Annotated in this window: 17 protein-coding genes; 2 read left to right on the forward strand and 15 right to left on the reverse strand. The window is 67.6% G+C overall.

Going from position 1 to position 17,362, the window contains the following annotated elements; all coding sequences use genetic code 11:
• Positions 1-6: 6 nt before the first annotated feature.
• The 3 genes from CK206_RS05775 to ctaD all read right to left on the reverse strand — a co-directional run bounded on the left by CK206_RS05775 (position 7) and on the right by ctaD (position 3,926).
• Positions 7-807 carry an aminoacyl-tRNA hydrolase gene (locus CK206_RS05775; RefSeq protein ID WP_254050493.1) on the reverse strand — a complete coding sequence of 267 codons (801 nt, stop codon included), beginning with the start codon at positions 805-807 and terminating at the stop codon, positions 7-9.
• Positions 804-2,033: a phosphoserine phosphatase SerB gene (gene serB, locus CK206_RS05780; protein ID WP_067719911.1), complete on the reverse strand. Its 1,230-nt coding sequence runs from the start codon at positions 2,031-2,033 to the stop codon at positions 804-806. Before serB ends, CK206_RS05775 begins: the two co-directional genes overlap by 4 nt.
• Positions 2,034-2,165: 132 nt before the next feature.
• On the reverse strand, positions 2,166-3,926 hold the full coding sequence (gene ctaD / locus CK206_RS05785; protein WP_096905850.1) for a cytochrome c oxidase subunit I: 1,761 nt from the start codon (positions 3,924-3,926) through the stop codon (positions 2,166-2,168).
• 254 nt (positions 3,927-4,180) lie between these two features.
• Between ctaD and CK206_RS05790 the strand changes: the two genes are divergently transcribed.
• Positions 4,181-5,317 (forward strand): ABC transporter substrate-binding protein, encoded by a 1,137-nt coding sequence (locus tag CK206_RS05790; protein WP_254050494.1) that lies wholly within the window; start codon positions 4,181-4,183, stop codon positions 5,315-5,317.
• A gap of 85 nt (positions 5,318-5,402) precedes the next feature.
• On the opposite strand, the gene nrdF is transcribed toward CK206_RS05790, so the two are convergent.
• The 5 genes from nrdF to ykgO form a co-directional block, all read right to left on the reverse strand.
• Positions 5,403-6,419: a class 1b ribonucleoside-diphosphate reductase subunit beta gene (gene nrdF / locus CK206_RS05795; RefSeq protein WP_067712425.1), complete on the reverse strand. Its 1,017-nt coding sequence runs from the start codon at positions 6,417-6,419 to the stop codon at positions 5,403-5,405.
• A gap of 55 nt (positions 6,420-6,474) precedes the next feature.
• Positions 6,475-8,556, reverse strand: coding sequence for a class 1b ribonucleoside-diphosphate reductase subunit alpha (gene nrdE, locus CK206_RS05800; RefSeq protein WP_067712491.1), 2,082 nt, complete (start codon positions 8,554-8,556; stop codon positions 6,475-6,477).
• A gap of 68 nt (positions 8,557-8,624) precedes the next feature.
• Positions 8,625-9,071 carry a class Ib ribonucleoside-diphosphate reductase assembly flavoprotein NrdI gene (nrdI, locus tag CK206_RS05805; RefSeq protein ID WP_096905852.1) on the reverse strand — a complete coding sequence of 149 codons (447 nt, stop codon included), beginning with the start codon at positions 9,069-9,071 and terminating at the stop codon, positions 8,625-8,627.
• 60 nt (positions 9,072-9,131) lie between these two features.
• Positions 9,132-9,362 (reverse strand): redoxin NrdH, encoded by a 231-nt coding sequence (locus CK206_RS05810; RefSeq protein WP_096905853.1) that lies wholly within the window; start codon positions 9,360-9,362, stop codon positions 9,132-9,134.
• 541 nt (positions 9,363-9,903) lie between these two features.
• Positions 9,904-10,026, reverse strand: coding sequence for a type B 50S ribosomal protein L36 (ykgO, locus tag CK206_RS05815; protein WP_003852698.1), 123 nt, complete (start codon positions 10,024-10,026; stop codon positions 9,904-9,906).
• A 247-nt stretch (positions 10,027-10,273) separates the two neighbouring features.
• Between ykgO and nadE the strand changes: the two genes are divergently transcribed.
• Positions 10,274-11,143, forward strand: a complete 870-nt coding sequence (gene nadE / locus CK206_RS05820) for an ammonia-dependent NAD(+) synthetase (RefSeq protein ID WP_096905854.1) — start codon at positions 10,274-10,276, stop codon at positions 11,141-11,143.
• 21 nt (positions 11,144-11,164) lie between these two features.
• On the opposite strand, the gene CK206_RS05825 is transcribed toward nadE, so the two are convergent.
• The 7 genes from CK206_RS05825 to CK206_RS05855 all read right to left on the reverse strand — a co-directional run bounded on the left by CK206_RS05825 (position 11,165) and on the right by CK206_RS05855 (position 17,339).
• Complete coding sequence (locus CK206_RS05825; protein ID WP_254050495.1) at positions 11,165-12,268, reverse strand: serine hydrolase; 1,104 nt, start codon at positions 12,266-12,268, stop codon at positions 11,165-11,167.
• Between the two features lie 283 nt (positions 12,269-12,551).
• Positions 12,552-13,394 (reverse strand): hypothetical protein, encoded by an 843-nt coding sequence (locus tag CK206_RS05830; protein WP_096905855.1) that lies wholly within the window; start codon positions 13,392-13,394, stop codon positions 12,552-12,554.
• A gap of 18 nt (positions 13,395-13,412) precedes the next feature.
• Positions 13,413-14,477 carry a DNA adenine methylase gene (locus CK206_RS05835; protein ID WP_371606847.1) on the reverse strand — a complete coding sequence of 355 codons (1,065 nt, stop codon included), beginning with the start codon at positions 14,475-14,477 and terminating at the stop codon, positions 13,413-13,415.
• Positions 14,478-14,513: 36 nt separating this feature from the next.
• Positions 14,514-15,005 (reverse strand): hypothetical protein, encoded by a 492-nt coding sequence (locus CK206_RS05840; RefSeq protein WP_096905856.1) that lies wholly within the window; start codon positions 15,003-15,005, stop codon positions 14,514-14,516.
• The gene (locus tag CK206_RS05845; RefSeq protein WP_096905857.1) at positions 15,002-15,337 is read right to left on the reverse strand and encodes a hypothetical protein; all 336 of its coding nucleotides are present in this window, start codon (positions 15,335-15,337) and stop codon (positions 15,002-15,004) included. Before CK206_RS05845 ends, CK206_RS05840 begins: the two co-directional genes overlap by 4 nt.
• A complete protein-coding gene (locus CK206_RS05850; protein WP_096905858.1) occupies positions 15,334-15,930 on the reverse strand; it encodes a hypothetical protein in 597 nt (198 codons plus the stop codon). Before CK206_RS05850 ends, CK206_RS05845 begins: the two co-directional genes overlap by 4 nt.
• 44 nt (positions 15,931-15,974) lie before the next feature.
• Positions 15,975-17,339, reverse strand: a complete 1,365-nt coding sequence (locus CK206_RS05855) for a DUF3631 domain-containing protein (protein ID WP_216824119.1) — start codon at positions 17,337-17,339, stop codon at positions 15,975-15,977.
• Between the last annotated feature and the right edge of the window lie 23 nt (positions 17,340-17,362).

A 17,362-nucleotide genomic window follows, 5' to 3' on the forward strand; every position in this document is an offset into this window, starting at 1 on the left:
CGCCCTTCAGGCGTCGACGGCGATGACCGTGAGCGACCCCGGCGCCACCTCGGTGTAGCCGGCGTCCACCACCGCGGCGACTCGCGGTGTCCCGGCGGCCACCGCCTCCGCCAGGTCCCGCCACCGGGAGGGATCGGCTTCGCGGACGGCGACCGGGAGCCCGTCGGCCAGCCAGCGATCGAGACGATCGCGTTTCATCTCGGCGATGAGCAGCATGACCCCGTGGCCGACCTGCGCCGCCGCCTTTCCCGTCGACATCTCGAGCGCACCGTCGATCCACACCACCGGCGTCCCCTCGGGCGGCGCGCCGGGGTCGTCACGCTCGAGGTCGGTGCCGCCGATCTGCAGTCTGGCCAGCCGCGGGTCCACCTCGTCCACCGGGCCGGGGACGAACGCCCTCGCGGCGGCGCCGTCGATCTCCCGCGTCACCCCGGGAACCTCGAGCGAGGCCCGCCACTGGGCGCCGCGGGCACGTCGCGCGATCTTGCGCATCCGGGCGTCCAACCACGCGGAGTAGGCCTCGTGCCACGGCCCTCCCGGGGCGACCCGTTCGTCGAGGCACAGCGCCGCGACCGCGCCGGCCACCGACTCGAGCAGCGGGGTCCGGGCCGGCGGGTCCGCCTTGGGCAGGTGCAGCACGATCGGCATCGACCGAACGGTCGCACGATCCTCGGGGTCCTCCGCGCCGGCCGATCCCGCCCGGAGTCGGGCGTGGCACCAGTCGAGTGCGGCACCGGTCGCCGGGCCGCCGCTCGCGGGCGCATCGAGCTCGGGAGCGCCCTCCCCCACCCCGGGCGTGCCGGTCACGTCAGGGGGACGCGGCGGTACGTCCCGGCGGCGGTGTCCGCGGCCTCGATCTCGTCGCGGGTGATCCCCAGCACGAACAGAACGGTGTCGAGGAACGGCTTGGACAATGACGCGTCCGCCACCTCGCGGAGGGCGGGCTTGGCGCAGAACGCGATTCCCAGCCCGGCGGTGGTGAGCATGTCGATGTCGTTGGCACCGTCACCGACCGCGACGGTCTGGCTCAGCGAGATACCGACCTCGTCGGCGAACTCGCGGAGGTAGGCGGCCTTCGCCTCGCGGTCCACCACCTCGCCGACCACCCGGCCGGTGAGCGTGCCGTCCACGATCTCGAGGGTGTTGGCGCGGGCGAAGTCGAGTCCCAGCTCCTCGGCGAGGCCGGAGATCACCTGGATGAAGCCGCCGGAGACCACCCCGCAGCGGATCCCCAGCCGCTTGAGCGTGCGGATGGTGGTGCGGGCCCCGGGCGTGAGCACGATGCTCGAGGCGACCTCGTCCAGCACGGTGGCGGGCAGACCTGCCAGCGTCGCGACACGCTCGTGCAGGGACTGGGCGAAGTCGAGCTCTCCGCGCATGGCACGCTCCGTGACGGCCCGGACCTCGTCCTCCTTGCCCGCGTGCGCGGCGAGCATCTCGATCACCTCGCCCTGGACGAGGGTGGAGTCCACATCGAACACCACCAGTCGCTTGGACCGACGGCCGAGCCCGGCCCGGTCCACCGAGATGTCGACGCCGTGGGCGTCCGAGAGGGGGGCGAGGGTCTCGCGCAGGCGGGCATCGTCGGCCGAGTCCCGGCCGGCGGTGGACACGTGCAACTCGATACCGGTGACCGGGTAGTCGGCGATCCCGCGGATCGTGTCGATGTTCGCGCCGATGGAGGCCAGCGAGCCGGCGACGGCCGAGAACGCGGAGGCCGGGACGGGGCTGCCGAGAATCACGACCGCGTGCGTCGAGGGCGGGGCCGCGGGGGCGATGTCGTCGAACTGGACCTCGAGTTGCATCCCGAGGTCGTGGACCTGCTCGGTGAGCTCCCGCACGACGGTGACCACATCGGCGCCGTCGTCCACCCGGACCATGAGCCCCAGGGACAGATGGCCGTTGACGACGACCTGCTCCACGTCGACCAGATCGGCGTGGTGGGACGCGAGGACGGACATCACCCGCGCGGTCACGCCCGGGCGGTCGGGCCCGGTGACGGTGAGGAGAGCCGGGGTGCCGGTGGTGCTCACATGTACTCCTGACAGGTGATCGGGGAGGGCGGTGCTGATGTTGCGGGGCCTGACAAGCGGAAACCCCGCCGGTGGACGAGCCGCCGACGGGGTTCCCGGGACCTACGCCCGTGGGTGAGTACGGGCGGGCGATCAGCCCTTCTGCGGGGATGGTCCCCGGTCGGCCACATCCTTGGCCGAGTCCGGGTCCTGTGCCTTGCGACGGCCCCCGACGTGGGCCTCCGCCCGCATCCGCTCGCTCATGTGCGGGTAGTGCAGCTCGAACGCGGGGCGCTCGGAGCGGATCCGGGGCAGCGTCACGAAGTTGTGGCGCGGAGGCGGGCACGAGGTCGCCCACTCGAGGGAGTTGCCCGCGCCCCACGGGTCGTCGACCGTGACGATCTCCCCGTAGCGCCAGCTCTTGATGATGTTCCAGATGAACGGCAGCATCGCGATGCCGAGGATGAACGAACCGACCGTGGAGATCTGGTTGAGGACCGTGAAGTTGTCCGAATCCAGGTAGTCGGCGTACCGGCGCGGCATGCCCTGGTTGCCCAGCCAGTGCTGTACCAGGAACGTCGTGTGGAAACCGATGAAGATCAACCAGAAGTGGATCTTGCCGAGCCGCTCGTCGTACATCCGGCCCGTCATCTTGGGGAACCAGAAGTACACGCCGGCGAACGTGGCGAACACGATGGTGCCGAAGAGCGTGTAGTGGAAGTGCGCCACGATGAAGTACGTGTCCGAGATGTGGAAGTCGATCGGCGCCGAGGCCATCATCACGCCGGTCAGACCGCCGAAGAGGAAGGTGATGATGAAGCCGAGGGCGAACAGCATCGGCGTCTCGAAGGTCATCTTGCCGCGCCACATCGTGCCGATCCAGTTGAAGAACTTCACGCCGGTCGGGACCGCGATGAGGAACGTCATGAAGGAGAAGAACGGCAGCAGCACCGCGCCGGTGACGTACATGTGGTGCGCCCACACGGCCGTCGACAGTGCGGCGATCGCGAGGGTCGCGAAGACCAGGCCGGCGTAGCCGAACAGCGGCTTGCGAGAGAAGACCGGGAAGACCTCGGAGACGATGCCGAAGAACGGCAGCGCGAGGACGTACACCTCGGGGTGACCGAAGAACCAGAACAGGTGCTGCCACAGGATGGCGCCACCGTTGCCCGGATCGTAGATGCGCCCGCCGAACTGCCTGTCGTAGAAGACGCCGAGCGCGGCCGCGGTGAGCAGCGGGAAGATCAGCAGGATCAGGACCGACGCCACGAGGATGTTCCACGTGAAGATCGGCATCCGGAACATGGTCATGCCCGGTGCGCGCAGGCAGATGATGGTGGTGACGAAGTTGACGGCACCGAGGATGGTGCCGATACCGCCGATGCCGACGCCGAGGATCCAGAGGTCCGCGCCGACGTTCGGCGAGTGGATCTTGTCCGCCAGCGGCATGTACATGGTCCAGCCGAAGGACGCCGCGCCACCGGGGGTCAGGAAGCCGGAGAGCATGATCGTGCCGCCCGCCGCGAACAGCCAGAAGCCGAACGCGTTGAGCCGGGGAAACGCCACGTCGGGGGCGCCGATCTGCAGCGGAATGATGTAGTTCGCGAACCCGACGACGATCGGGGTTCCGTAGAGCAGCAGCATCACCGTGCCGTGCATGGTGAACAGCTGGTTGTACTGCTCATTCGACAGGAACTGCATACCCGGGAAGAAGAGCTCCGCCCGGATGAGCAGTGCCATGAGGCCGCCGGCGAAGAAGAAGATGAAGCAGGTGACGATGTACATGATGCCGAGCAACTTGTGGTCGGTCGTCGTCAGCATCTTCCACACGAACGAACCCGGCCGGGCATCACCCGTGGGTTCACCCGGCGGGTGGTCGAGTTCGTGGACCGGCTTGGGGGCCACTGCGGTCATAAGGGTCCTCCTGAACGCCTCACCCGACGTCGCGGGTCGAACCACCGACCCCACGTCGAACGCATAGGAATAGTGCGTGACCGCAATCCTAACCCCCGCCTGAGAGAGACGTCCACCCGCCCCGTCGAACTCGTCACCGGTGGTCACCCCCGCTAATCACGCCGTGGTCCGGCAGCCCGGGACAGGTACCCACCGCCCGCCCGCGACCTCCGCGTGAGCGGCCCTTCTCGGCCGATCTCCTAGGCTGTTGTCCCATGACCGATTCCGTGACCGCCCCCCGCCGACACCCCGCGCGGGGGTATGCCCGGCGCGCCGTCAGGGCGGCGGTCCCCGTGGCGGCCGGGCTGACGCTCGTGGCGTGTGGCCCCTCCCCCGTCGACATGGTCGAGCACCCGATTACGACGACCCCGTCGCGGATGGCCGGCGAGGAGTTGCAGCGCTCGGCGGAGCCGGAGGAGTCGTGCGCCCCGGCACCGGTCCCCGCGGAGTTCCCCGGGCCGGGTGACCGCAGGGTCCCCACGGAGGGGCCGGGTCCGGACCGGGTGGAGGTGCCGCGGTCGCCGGAGAGGATCCTGGCGCTCGGCACAGGCGCGGTGGACACGGCCTGTGCCCTCGGGCTGCAGGACCTCGTCGTCGGCACGTTCGGCCTACCCGACGGTGCGGACGTCTACCTGCCCGACTCACTGACCGGACTCCCGACGGTCGGTCCCCTCGTCGGCGGGGACCCCGACGAGGTCGCGCGGGCCGCGCGGGAACTGCGTCCGGACCTCATCGTGCTGGCCGGGTCGGACGAGGTGGACCCGGCCGTCGTCGCCGCCGTGACTGATGTCGCCCCCACCGTGGTCTACGACGCCGACATCGTGGACTGGACGGAGGCCACCGAGGCGATCGCCGACGCCTACGGTCGGCCCCGCGCCGGCGGCGATCTCCTGCTGGAGGTGATCGAGCGGGCGCAGCGCACCGCCGACGCGACCACCCCGTCGGATACCCGGGTCTCCCTGGTGTCGGTGACCGGAGGGGAGGGTGACGGCATAGAGGTGCAGCGGCCGGACACGCTGGGCTCCCTGATGCTCGAGGCCGTGGGTGCCGAACGGCCCCCGGCGCAACGCACGCGCGACGGCGAGCGCGTCCCGCCCCTGCCCCAGTCCCCGGCCCTGGGTGACGAGCTGGACGGGGATGTGATCTTCGCGGTGGTCGGAGGCGAGGCCAGCTCCGAGGACGCGGCGCGAGAGGTCTTCGCCTCGGACAGGTGGACGGACCTCGACGCCGTGGGGTCGCAGCGCATGTTCGTGGTGGACCGTGCCGTGTGGGAGGGCGCGGGCCCGGTGGCGGCGCGAGCGGTCCTCGACGACATCCGGGGATCGATCAACGGGGTCGCACCGGACGGGTAGCCAGCAGTCCCTCCACGACCGTGGATCGACGACGCCCCTGCGACCGTGTTCGGTCGCAGGGGCGTCGTGGGTCAGAACCGGTACGTCAGAAGTCCCAGTCCTCGTCCTCGGTGGCCTCGGCCTTGCCCATGACGTACGAGCTGCCGGAGCCGGAGAAGAAGTCGTGGTTCTCGTCGGCGTTGGGGCTCAGGGCCGACAGGATCGCCGGGTCGACGTCGGTCTCGTCCTTCGGGAACATGCCCTCGTAGCCCATGTTCATCAGCGCCTTGTTGGCGTTGTACCGCAGGAACTTCTTGACGTCCTCGGTCCACCCCACCGGATCGTAGAGATCCTCCGTGTAGTCCGCCTCGTTGTCGTACAGCTCGAACAGCAGCTCGAAAGTGTAGTCCTTGAGCTCGTCCCGCTCTGCCTGGGTGACGTGCTCGAGGGCGCGCTGGTACTTGTACCCGATGTAGTAGCCGTGCACCGCCTCGTCGCGAATGATGAGCCGGATGACGTCGGCGGTGTTGGTGAGCTTGGCCCGCGAGGACCACCGCATGGGCAGGTAGAAGCCCGAGTAGAACATGAACGACTCGAGCATCACCGAGGCGATCTTGCGCTTGAGCGGATCGTCCCCCGCGTAGTAGCCGAGCACGATCTTGGCCTTCTTCTGGAGGAAGGGGTTCTCCTCCGCCCAGCGGAACGCGTCGTCCACCTGCGGCGTCGAGCACAGCGTGGAGAAGATCGTCGAGTAGCTCTTGGCGTGCACCGACTCCATGAACGCGATGTTGGTGAGCACCGCCTCCTCGTGCGGGGTCGACGCATCGGGGATCATGCTGACCGCGCCGACCGTGCCCTGCAGGGTGTCCAGCAGGGTCAGGCCGGTGAAGACGCGGGTGGTGAGCTGCTGCTCGTACTCGGTCAGGGTCTGCCACGACGGGATGTCGTTGGAGACCGGCACCTTCTCCGGCAGCCAGAAGTTGGTGGTGAGCCGGCCCCAGACCTGATCGTCGACCTCGTCGGGGACGCGGTTCCAGTTGATGGCCGACACCCGGTCGACCAGCTTGGGCTGGATGCCGGCGGCGGGACTGTGGGATCCCGGAGCGTGCAGCTCGGCGGTCATCGGATCTCCTCCTGGTGGCGTGTGGGGTTCGGGACGCGGGCCTGTGGCCGGGCGGTCAGAGCATGCACGAGACGCAGCCCTCGACCTCGGTGCCCTCGAGCGCGAGCTGACGCACGCGGATGTAGTACAGGGTCTTGATGCCCTTGCGCCACGCGTAGATCTGGGCTCGGTTGACCTCACGGGTGGTGGCCGTGTCCTTGAAGAACAGGGTCAACGACAAGCCCTGGTCGACGTGCTGGGTGGCCGCCGCGTACGTGTCGATGATCTTCTCGTAGCCGATCTCGTACGCGTCCTGGTAGTAGTCCAGGTTGTCGTTGGTCAGGTAGGGCGCCGGGTAGTAGACGCGCCCGATCTTGCCTTCCTTGCGGATCTCGATCTTCGACGCCACGGGGTGGATCGACGAGGTCGAGTTGTTGATGTAGCTGATCGACCCCGTCGGCGGCACGGCCTGCAGGTTCTGGTTGTAGATGCCGTACTTCTGCACGTCGGCCTTCAGCGCGCGCCAGTCCTCCTGCGTGGGGATGGTCACCTCGGCCTCGGAGAACAGCGTGCGGACCCGGTCGGTGGCCGGCTCCCACACCTGGTCGGTGTACTTGTCGAAGAACTCACCCGAGGCGTACTTCGACTCCGGGAACCCGGCGAACCAGGTCCCCCGCTCCCGCGCGATCGCGTTGGACGACCGGAGCGCGTGGTAGAGCACGGTGTAGAAGTAGATGTTGGTGAAGTCGACGCCCTCCTCGGATCCGTAGTGGATCCGCTCACGCGCGAGGTAGCCGTGGAGGTTCATCTGCCCCAGGCCGATCGCGTGCGACTCCGAGTTGCCCCGCTCGATCGAGGGCACCGAGTCGATGTGGGTCTGGTCGGAGACAGCGGTCAGTCCCCGGATCGCCGTCTCGATGGTCTGACCGAAGTCCGGCGAGTCCATGGCCTTGGCGATGTTGAGCGAACCGAGGTTGCAGGAGATGTCCTTGCCCACCTCGGAGTAGCTCAGGTCCTCGTTGAACTCCGATGCCGTGGAGACCTGGAGGATCTCCGAGCACAGGTTGGAGTGCGTGATCTTGCCGGCGATCGGGTTGGCCCGGTTCACGGTGTCCTCGTACATGATGTACGGGTAGCCGGACTCGAACTGCAGCTCGGCGACGGTCTGGAAGAAGTGCCGGGCGTTGATCTTGGTCTTCTTGATCCGGCTGTCCTCGACCATCTCGTGGTAGTGCTCCGAGATGTCCACGTCCGCGAACGGCTTGCCGTAGATCCGCTCGACGTCGTACGGCGAGAACAGGTACATGTCGTCGTTGCGCTTGGCGAGCTCGAAGGTGATGTCCGGGATCACCACGCCCAGGGAGAGCGTCTTGATACGGATCTTTTCGTCCGCGTTCTCACGCTTGGTGTCGAGGAACTTGAAGATGTCCGGGTGATGCGCGTGCAGGTACACGGCGCCGGCACCCTGGCGGGCCCCGAGCTGGTTGGCGTAGGAGAACGAGTCCTCCAGCAGCTTCATCACGGGGATGACGCCCGAGGACTGGTTCTCGATGTGCTTGATGGGCGCGCCGTGCTCACGGAGGTTGGACAGCAGCAGTGCCACGCCGCCGCCGCGCTTGGACAACTGCAGCGCGGAGTTGATGCTGCGGCCGATGGACTCCATGTTGTCCTCGATGCGCAGCAGGAAGCACGAGACGGGCTCCCCGCGCTGCTTCTTGCCGGAGTTGAGGAACGTGGGCGTGGCCGGCTGGAATCGACCGTCGATGATCTCGTCCACCAGCTGGCGGGCCAGCACCTGGTCGCCGGCGGCGAGGGTGAGCGCCACCATGCACACGCGGTCCTCGTAGCGCTCCAGGTAGCGCTTCCCGTCGAAGGTCTTGAGCGTGTACGAGGTGTAGTACTTGAACGCGCCGAGGAAGGTCGGGAAGCGGAACTTCTTGGCGTACGCGTGGTCGAACAGTTCGCGGACGAAGTTGCGCGCGTACTGGTCCAGCACCTCGCGCTCGTAGTAGTCCTTCTCGACCAGGTAGTCGAGCTTCTCGTCCAGGTTGTGGAAGAAGACCGTGTTCTGGTTGACGTGCTGCAGGAAGTACTCCCGCGCCGCCCGGCGGTCCGCGTCGAACTGGATCTTCCCGTCCGCGTCGTAGAGGTTGAGCATCGCGTTGAGGGCGTGGTAGTCGAGACGCTGACCGTCGCCCGCCTCTCCCGCGGTGATGCTCTCGGGGTTCACGGTTGGTGCTGCCAAAACTCTTCCAATCCCTCTCGGACGCGGATGACGTCCTCGTGTGTGCCCATCAACTCGAAGCGGTAGAGGTACGGGACCCCCACTTTCTTGGCGATCACGTCGCCGGAGCGACCGAAATCCCGTCCGAAGTTGGTGTTGCCGCCGGCGATGACTCCCCGGCAGAGACTTCTGTTGTGCGCGTTGTTGAGGAACGCGACCACCTGCCGCGGGACCGCGGCTCCGTTCTTGCCTGTGATCTCGAGGCTTCCCCCGTAGGTCGGAACGATCAGAACATACGGGTCCGACACCGTCGGGACGGGCTCGGTCCTCCGCACCGGGATACGCAGTGCGGGGAGACCGAGCCGGTCGACGAATCGTTTGGTGTTCTCGGAGATGTTGGAGAAGTAGACGATCCTCACCGGCTTCTCGGCCGGTATCGGAGCCGCCATCGCCGCCCCCTTGTCGAAGGAATCCTGGTGTTACCGCGCCGTCGGACTGCTACTGCGCGGTCAGGCCGCCACGGAGGCGAGTGCCTTGATGCGGTCCGGGCGGAAGCCGGACCAGTGGTCGGAGCCCGCGACCACGACGGGCGCCTGGAGGTACCCGAGCGCCATGACGTACTCCCGAGCCTCGTCGTCCATCGAGATGTCGATGATCTCGTATTCGATGCCCTGCTTGTCGAGCGCCTTGTAGGTGGCGTTGCACTGGACGCAGGCGGGCTTGGTGTAGACGGTGACCATGTGTCTCAGGACCTCTTTCGGCACGGCGCCCGGACGGCGCGAGGGGCTCTTCTCGTAGCGGCCTCCCGGGCCCGGGCTCTCGCCCGGCCTGTGGATAACCGCGGTGTCTGTCGGGGGTCACGGTCCGAATCCCACGAGTGACATTCATTGGGGCCGCAACGCTTCTAGACACTACCCCTAGTGGCCAGCGAGTCAATCGACCACAACATTTTGGTCTTACATCGCTGGTATTCCCAGGTCGCGATCCCGCCTTGTGGACACCGCGGGCCCCCGGTGGGAACCCCGTCCCCGGACCGTCGATCCGGCGCCGCGCACACCTACCGTCGCACGCCGATCACCGTCCCGGAGCGGCGGGTCGGCATCCCACAGGACCTCCCCAGAGACCCCACAGATTGTCCCCACGCCCTCCACAAGCGAGCGGATGGTCACCGCCGCGGGGCGCGCCGGGGAGGCCACGACGACGAGGGGACGACGACGAGGGCCCGCCGCCGGCGAACCGGTGGCGGGCCCTCGAGGGTGCGTGAGGACTCACGCGGACATGTCAGCCCTGGCGGGCCTTGAAACGGGGGTCCTTCTTGTTGATCACGTAGACCTTGCCGCGACGACGGACAACCTGGGCGCCCGGCTTGTTCTTCAGCGACCGAAGGGACTTGCGGACCTTCATCTGGCGCTCCTTAGGCTCTCGGGGCGGCCGCTATGGCCGCCGACACGACTGGGGATCACTGTGCGACACGTCCGTCCCGAAAGGCCGGATGTACGACACACAACTGGTCCATCGTAACGGACTGCCCGACCAGAACTCCAACCGGCGACGGAGGGCGCCCCGGCCGCACCCCGACCGCGCTCCGGGCACTCGCGGCCACCGGCGGAGATGTCACGCGGTCGTCACACGTGGTTCCTATGCTGACGCCATGACCGAGACCACGACAGACCGCGCTGCTGCCCTGCGCGCCGCCATCATCGCCGAACTCGGCGTCCGTCCCGACATCGATCCCGCGGAGGAGGTCGAGTCGCGGGTCACGTTCCTGGCCGACTACCTCCGTTCGACCCCCGCCACGGGCTTCGTCCTGGGGATCAGCGGCGGGCAGGACTCCACCCTGACCGGCCGGCTCTGTCAGCTCGCCGCGGAGCGACTCCGGGACGAGGGGATGTCGCGCGCCCGGTTCGTGGCGATGCGCCTGCCCTACGGCGAACAGGCCGACGAGGCCGACGCGCAGGCGGCCCTGGAGTTCATCCGTCCGGACGAGAGTCTCACGGTGGATGTCCGCCCCGCGTCCGACGCCGCCTCCGAGGCCGCCTCCGCCGCACTCACGGCTCTGCCCGACGAGGCGGGGCCGCTCCGTGATTTCGTCCGCGGCAACGTCAAGGCGCGTGAGCGGATGATCGCCCAGTACGCCGTGGCCGGGCAACTGAACCTCCTCGTCGTCGGCACCGACCACGCCGCCGAGGCGGTCACCGGCTTCTTCACCAAGTACGGCGACGGCGGGGTCGACCTGACCCCCCTGACCGGTCTCACCAAACGACAGGGCGCGGCACTGCTACGCCACCTCGGCGCGCCGGACTCCACCTGGCGCAAGGTCCCCACCGCCGACCTCGAGGACGACCGGCCAGGCCTGCCCGACGAGGTCGCCCTCGGCGTGACCTACGCCCAGATCGACGATTACCTCGAGGGCCGCGACGGCGTCCCGCCCGAGGCCTCCGCGCGGATCGAGCAGCTGTTCCTGGGCTCGCGCCACAAGCGCACGGTGCCCGCCACCCCGCTCGACACGTGGTGGCGCTGACCGGTCCGCGAGGACGGGTCGTCAGCGCAGCAGCGTCCAGACGGTCTCGAGCGCCTCGGCGGTGCCGGGGACGTCGTAGGACTGGGTGGTGAAGACCGCCGCGGCCCGCCCGGTGCCGCGGTCGACGTAGCCGATCGTCCCCAGTCCCCCGGCCCAGCCGACCACGCCGCCCGGGCGCACCTCCACCTGGAACCCGTAGCCGCAGCCGGGCTCGAGGAAACCCTCCGCGCTCGCCCGCTGCCGCGCTGTCAGGTGGTCGGTGGCCATCAGCCGAGCACTCTCCGGGTCGAGCACCGGGCCACCGTCGACGAGCACACCCAACAGCTCCAGATAATCGCCCACCGTCGCGGCGAGGCCGCAGGCGAGGGACTCGAAGACCGGCGGCACCGCGAACCTGCCCGCGGTGTCCAGTGGCCGTACCCGGCCGTCGGGCCCGAGGCCGTACGAGGTGGGGAGACGGGAGAGGTCGGCCGTGAACCCCGTGTCCGCCAGCCCCAGTGGCCCGGTGACGTACTCGGCCAGCAACTCGGTCACGGACGAGCCGGTGGCGCGGGCGAGGAGCACCCCGAGGACATCGCTGCTGGTGTGGTACCACCACGCCTGACCCGGCTGGCCCGCGAAGGGCAGCTCCGCCAGCCGCCGGAGATACTCGTCCGGCGCGACGGCCGGGGCGTACGGCCCCGGGGCGACCCCACGGTCGGACATCGCCTCCGACAGCGCGGGGTTCTCCCCCGCCCAGCCGACACCCGCGGTCATGGTGAGCAGGTGCCGCAGGGTAACGGGCCGCTCGGCCGGGACCGTCTGGTCCGGCGGGCCGTCCGGCGTGGCCAGCACGCGAGGGTCTGCCAGCTCGGGCAAGAACGTGTCCACCGGGTCGTCGAGGGTCAGTACGCCTCGTTCCACGAGACGCATCGCCAGGATCCCGCCGACCGGCTTGGTGTTGGACGACAGTGGGAACACCGCGTCCTCCCCCAGCGCGGGTCCGCCCACGGTACGGGCTCCGCCGGAGACGATCCTGGAGCGCCCGCTCTCGCGGACGTCACAGACGTACCCGACCAGCCGACCGTGGTCGACGAGCGCGTCGAGCACGTCGACGACGTCCGTGATCTCCCCTGGCCCCGCCACACCCCGACACTACGACCGCGGACCGGATGGCGGAAGACGCCAAATGGCGAGATCCCGGGACATCGTTTCCGTTGTCCCGGGATCTCGTCCTCGGTGGAGCTAAGGGGACTCGAACCCCTGACCCCCACACTGCCAGTGTGAACAGCATCGTATTTGTACGTCTACCGAGTGACATGACATCGCGCTGACCTGCGGGTAACCAGTCCACACTGTCCACTCGGTATCGCCGGATGATCGGGACAGTTAGGACAGAGTTAGGACACTCGCACCGGCGTTCTAATAGTTATTCGAGCAGGCCATGAATCCTGGCTGCCCGTTCCAGCTCGACCTCAAAGGCATCGAGAGTTCGGAGCGTATACAAGCCATCTATCGCACGAACAAGCCACAGAGCATGGAGCCTGCGGAGATCACTGGTGCGAGACAGCCAGCCCACTCCGTCGATCACGGCATATACGAACTGGGAGGGGGTGCGGACTTCCGCCATCTCTTCGACTTCACGGACGGCATCAGTGAGTTTGCTTCCAGTGGAATCGAACGCCTTCGCTGCGACGACGATCAACGCTTCGCTACCCGCTCCCGGGACCGCGAGGTCACAGGGAGCGGTGCGCTTGCTCCTACCCGTGAACCGACCTCGTGTGTCATACGAAAGATTCAGGTTGTTCGCGACCGCCTCGATACGATCCTCAACCATCCGGCCTGCTGTAGTGGCGGAAGTCGCTGTAACTCGGGTACCGGCTCGCGCGACGAGCAAGTCGCCAAAGCCATACGTGCGGTCACACTGTGCTTCAAGGCTAGTTAGCAACGCGTACTCCCTGTCAAGCACTTCCGCGACCTGTCGTGGCTTGGTCCGCGCAAGAAGCTTCCAGGAGGAAGACCCAAGGTGTTGGCGAAGGGTGTTCTTCAGCTTCTCCCGACTCAGCCCAACGGTCAGCCCCAGAACAGGCACCGAATCTGGGTTCCCCTGAATCCAAGTCGTTATCTCATCTAGATCACGGGTCGGCAACTCAGACAGCGATAGAGCTGCCTGCTTGATCTCGACCGATTCTGGCGTCGGCAAAGTCGGATCAACGTAGGCAGTTACCCTGCTCAGATTCTCGCAATACTCGTCAAAGCTCAGCATCGTCATTGCGAATAGGCTCCGTGATCAGCGGGCAAGGAAAATGTACTCATCGACCGCCCGGCGAGTTGCGGCCTTGTGCGTGCCGTAGTGATACGTGTGAGGGATCTTCCGGACCTCGACTTCACCCTTCACTTCCCGGAGCAGCGCCGTCAGGGTCTCCAGATCCGGAAGCGCGTTTGAGCCATATGACAGCACGATGGTGCCCGAGTCGTGGAACTGATGAAACGTCCGGCGAAACGCGTCCACGATGGTCTGTTTCGAGCTGAACGCAGTACGCGGCTTGGGCAGCTTCTTCGTCTTAGTGTTCAGCATGAGAGTGTCCCCCTCCCAGTACCGCGACAATCCTTCGAGGAAGTGGAAACGCTTGATGTAGCAGTTGTCGTCACTCGGTGGGGCGTACGGAGGGTCTAGGTACACAAGGTCGTATTGACCGGCGTCGAGGGTTTCTGCGTGCTGACGGGTCACGACCGCAGGGGCCCCCTCGAACACAGCGCTGTTGTACGAAGCGGCACGCTCGACGAAGTGCTCCCTCAGCGAAAGCTGCAAGTCTCGCCGACCGTCGTCGTAATGGCTTAGGTCACCGGAGATCGTGAATACCCCACGAGGTTGTTTCCGGGCGGCTGACAGCACCAACGCGCTGAGCGCGAGCGCCCGTCTCTCGCCGGAAAGCCGCTCGATATGCGACCAAGCCGAGTCGAGGAAGGCGCGATCGTCGGCCGTGAAGAACACCCCGTCAAACGTGTCCCGAACGAACGACCGATTGTCGGCAGGAGGCCCGACAATCTCCGCAATCTCGGCGTCGGAGAGGCGCGTGTCCTGATTGGCTACCGTGGCCGACGCAAGGACGCCGGGGAACTCCAGCATGTCGTTTGCGGTCACTGCGAAGCCCTGCCGCTTCAGCAGATAGGACACAACCCCCGACCCTGAGAAGGCGTCCAAAGCCGTTGCCCCACCAGCGTCGGCGAACGCTTGAGCTAGATGAGGCAGCAGCCGGTACTTGCTCCCCATGTAGCGGATACGCGGATAAAGGGAGGCCGTCACGCTTGCCGAGGTGATAGCAGCTTCTGGCGGGTCGGCGACGGCGGTCATGCGTCAATGATGCCCTACCCGGACCCGTGACTCCCGCTAGCGGGTCGACTTCGGGGCGTCGAGCATGGCCTGGTGGTTCTCACCTCCGCCGATGGTTTCCAGAAGATCGGTGAACTCACGGGCCACGCCGTCAATGTCGACCGGGGATGCGAGGCCGACCCGGTGCGGAGCGTCCAAGCCGAGGAGGCGGGCACGGCGCTCGCTGATCCTCACCGCTGCCGACACGAGCGAACCGGAGAGGCCCTGAGGACTGCTCACGCTCGCCGTGATGCCTTCCAGGGTGACGCGGGTCAGGTAATCCAGCCGTTCGGCCTCCAGTGCGCGCAGTTCGTCGACGGCCTCGACCTCGGTACGGCGCAGCAAGCCAAGCACGGCCTTGTTCGCGGCGTTCTCGCTCGGGTAGCCGAGCCGGTCGGCGATCTCCCGGTAAGGCACCCCCTCGGCCCGTAGGCGGGTCGCCTCGGCGGCGCGTGCGCGGTGGTCGATCCGGTCGAAGGTGCTCGCGGCCTGCGGTGTCCGGCGGCTCACGGTCGGCCCCCGATCTGCCTGTCCTTGTCTGCCCGCTGTAGGGCTGCGGCCGTCAGGGCGTCGAGAGCGTCGGCGCGCTGCTGCTGGACACGGGCGAGGAGGCGAGCGCGGCGGGGCTGCTCGTCGTCATTGCGGGGCGCGAGGACGACGGCAAGGTAGTCGAGCCGGAGCAGGTGCAGGGCGTGCGGCTCAGGAAGGTGCGCGTAACCGGTCCGCTGGATTGCTTCGCGGACGGCTTCGGTGGCGGCGGCCGGTGTCGGGTAGCCGAGCTCGCGGGCGACGTGCGCGGGGCTGAGTCCAGCGATCCGCAGGGCGAGGGCTTCGGCGCTCATCGGGTCACCTGCTTGCGGTAGCGGAACGGCGGTGGTCCTCCGGCGGACGGATCCTGAGGCAGGCCGAGCCAGTCTTCGACGGCCTCGAGGGTGTCGCCGTCCAGGGTCGGGACGATGACACCCCCACCACGCCGGATCGGGAGTCCACCCGGCGAGGCGGGGTCGGTGAGGGCCGGATGACCGTCCGGTGCGGAGAGTGTGTGTCGCTCGTGCCGGATGCCGTCGGCGTCGGTGTAGGTGTGTTCGAGGTAGGTGAGTCCCTGCGCCTCGGCGTGCAGGCGGACGCGGCCCCGGCGGTCGTTGGCTACCTGCGCGGCGCGGCGGGCTGTCTGCTCGGCGGTCTCGGCGTCGGTGTCGGCTGCCTCGCGGCGTGCGGCGCGGCGGGCCTCGGCCCGGCGGTGGCCGGCGGCCTGCTCGTCCAGGTGTCGGTTCGCGGTCTCGTAGTCGCGGACGGCGTGCCATAGGTCGCGCTGTAGGGCGATTCGCTCGCGGGCGATCTCTAGGGGCTCGGTCTCGTCCATCAGCCATTCGCGCGGCTCGGTGAGGTCATCACGGCGGGCCAGTAGGGCGGCCAGTGAGGCGGGGGCGGTCATGTCGTGTCCTTTCGGTCGGTTGGTCGGCTGTGGCTTCGTTGCCGTCATGACGGTGGGGCGACCTTGCACCATCGGCCTTCGGACTCGGCGACGAGACCGTCAGCGACGAGGGCAGCGATGACGGCTTCGGTGTCCCTGCGCCACCGGGCAGGCACCGAGTCGGTGACCCCCTTCATGTCGAGCGGGTACTCGGTCGAGAGCGCTCCGAGGACGGCCGCTTCCCCTTCGGTCCGGGGCGTCAATGAAGGTGCCAGACCCGTGTTCCCGGCCGGAAGGTGTCCGAAGGTGTCAGAAGGCGTACAAACCCCTTCTGAGCTGGTACTAGCGTGGGACGCCTTAGAATCCGCGGACGCCTTGAAGGTGTCCGGCACCCCGAAGGCGTCCCGTCGTTCGTGCTGGTCATCTGCCTGTGGACGGCTCTGGACGGGTTCGGACGGCTTAGTGTCCGGAAGGTAGCGTTCCCATGCGTCGAAGAAGTCGGTCCGCCGGTACCCGCGCATCGTCCTGGCGGAGTTGTGGCCGGTCTTGATTCCGTACTCACGCAGTCGATGGCCGAGCTTCGAGGGTGTCAGGTCGAAATGCCCCCACGGGGATTCCTCGATCTCACACAGCATCTTGCACACCTCCTTAGAGGCGAGGAAGTCGGCCCCATGCTTATCGAACACGTCGCGGAGGTCGGCCAGCAGGCGGATGTTCAAGGAGGCGTCTCCGTTGTCGGACTCGGCTTCGCTGACCATGTAGGCGGCGGCTTCCCGCGCGCGGGCAGGCCACCGGCCACCTGCCATGTCTGCGACCGTGATGAGGGGCTCCCACACGTCGGCGGCCCGGTCCTCGATACCGAGGCACGGCGGCTCGTAGCCGGCAGCGGCATCGACTACGGACGCGGCCCACGCGGCTAGCTCATCGGCGAGGACTTCGAGGCCGGGGCGGTCCCGGCGGGATCGGTACGGCTCGACGGTCTCGGACGGCTTGCGGCGGCGCATGACGACCACAACGGCCCGGTCCTCGATGGTGTCCGGCATCTGCCCGATTCCAGCCAGGGCGGCCATCGCGAAGGTCTGAAACTCGGTCGGGGTGTGATTCGGCCCGACGGTGCGGCCGAACGTCAGACCGCGTTGAAACCCGGCGTTCAGCAGCCCCCGCAGGTCTTCATTATGCTCGGCCCTCACCTTCGTACCGAAGATTGTGTCGGCCTCGTCGAGCAGTAGCGTCCGAGGATTCTCGTCCATGTCCAAGCTGCGAAAGATGTAACTCACGGACACGTTGACGGCCCTCAGCGGTTTATGCACGAGCGCGTCGACCACCTCGATCAGCCGCGACTTCCCGGACCGCTTTTCAGCAGACCGGACGACGAGCCGAGGCGCGTACTCGAAAGCGTCCGTCAGGTGCGTGCACGCGACCCACAGCACGACCCCCGTCAGGGCGTGCGGCG

This window comes from Dietzia sp. WMMA184, assembly GCF_002441635.1.
Lineage (GTDB): Bacteria > Actinomycetota > Actinomycetes > Mycobacteriales > Mycobacteriaceae > Dietzia > Dietzia kunjamensis.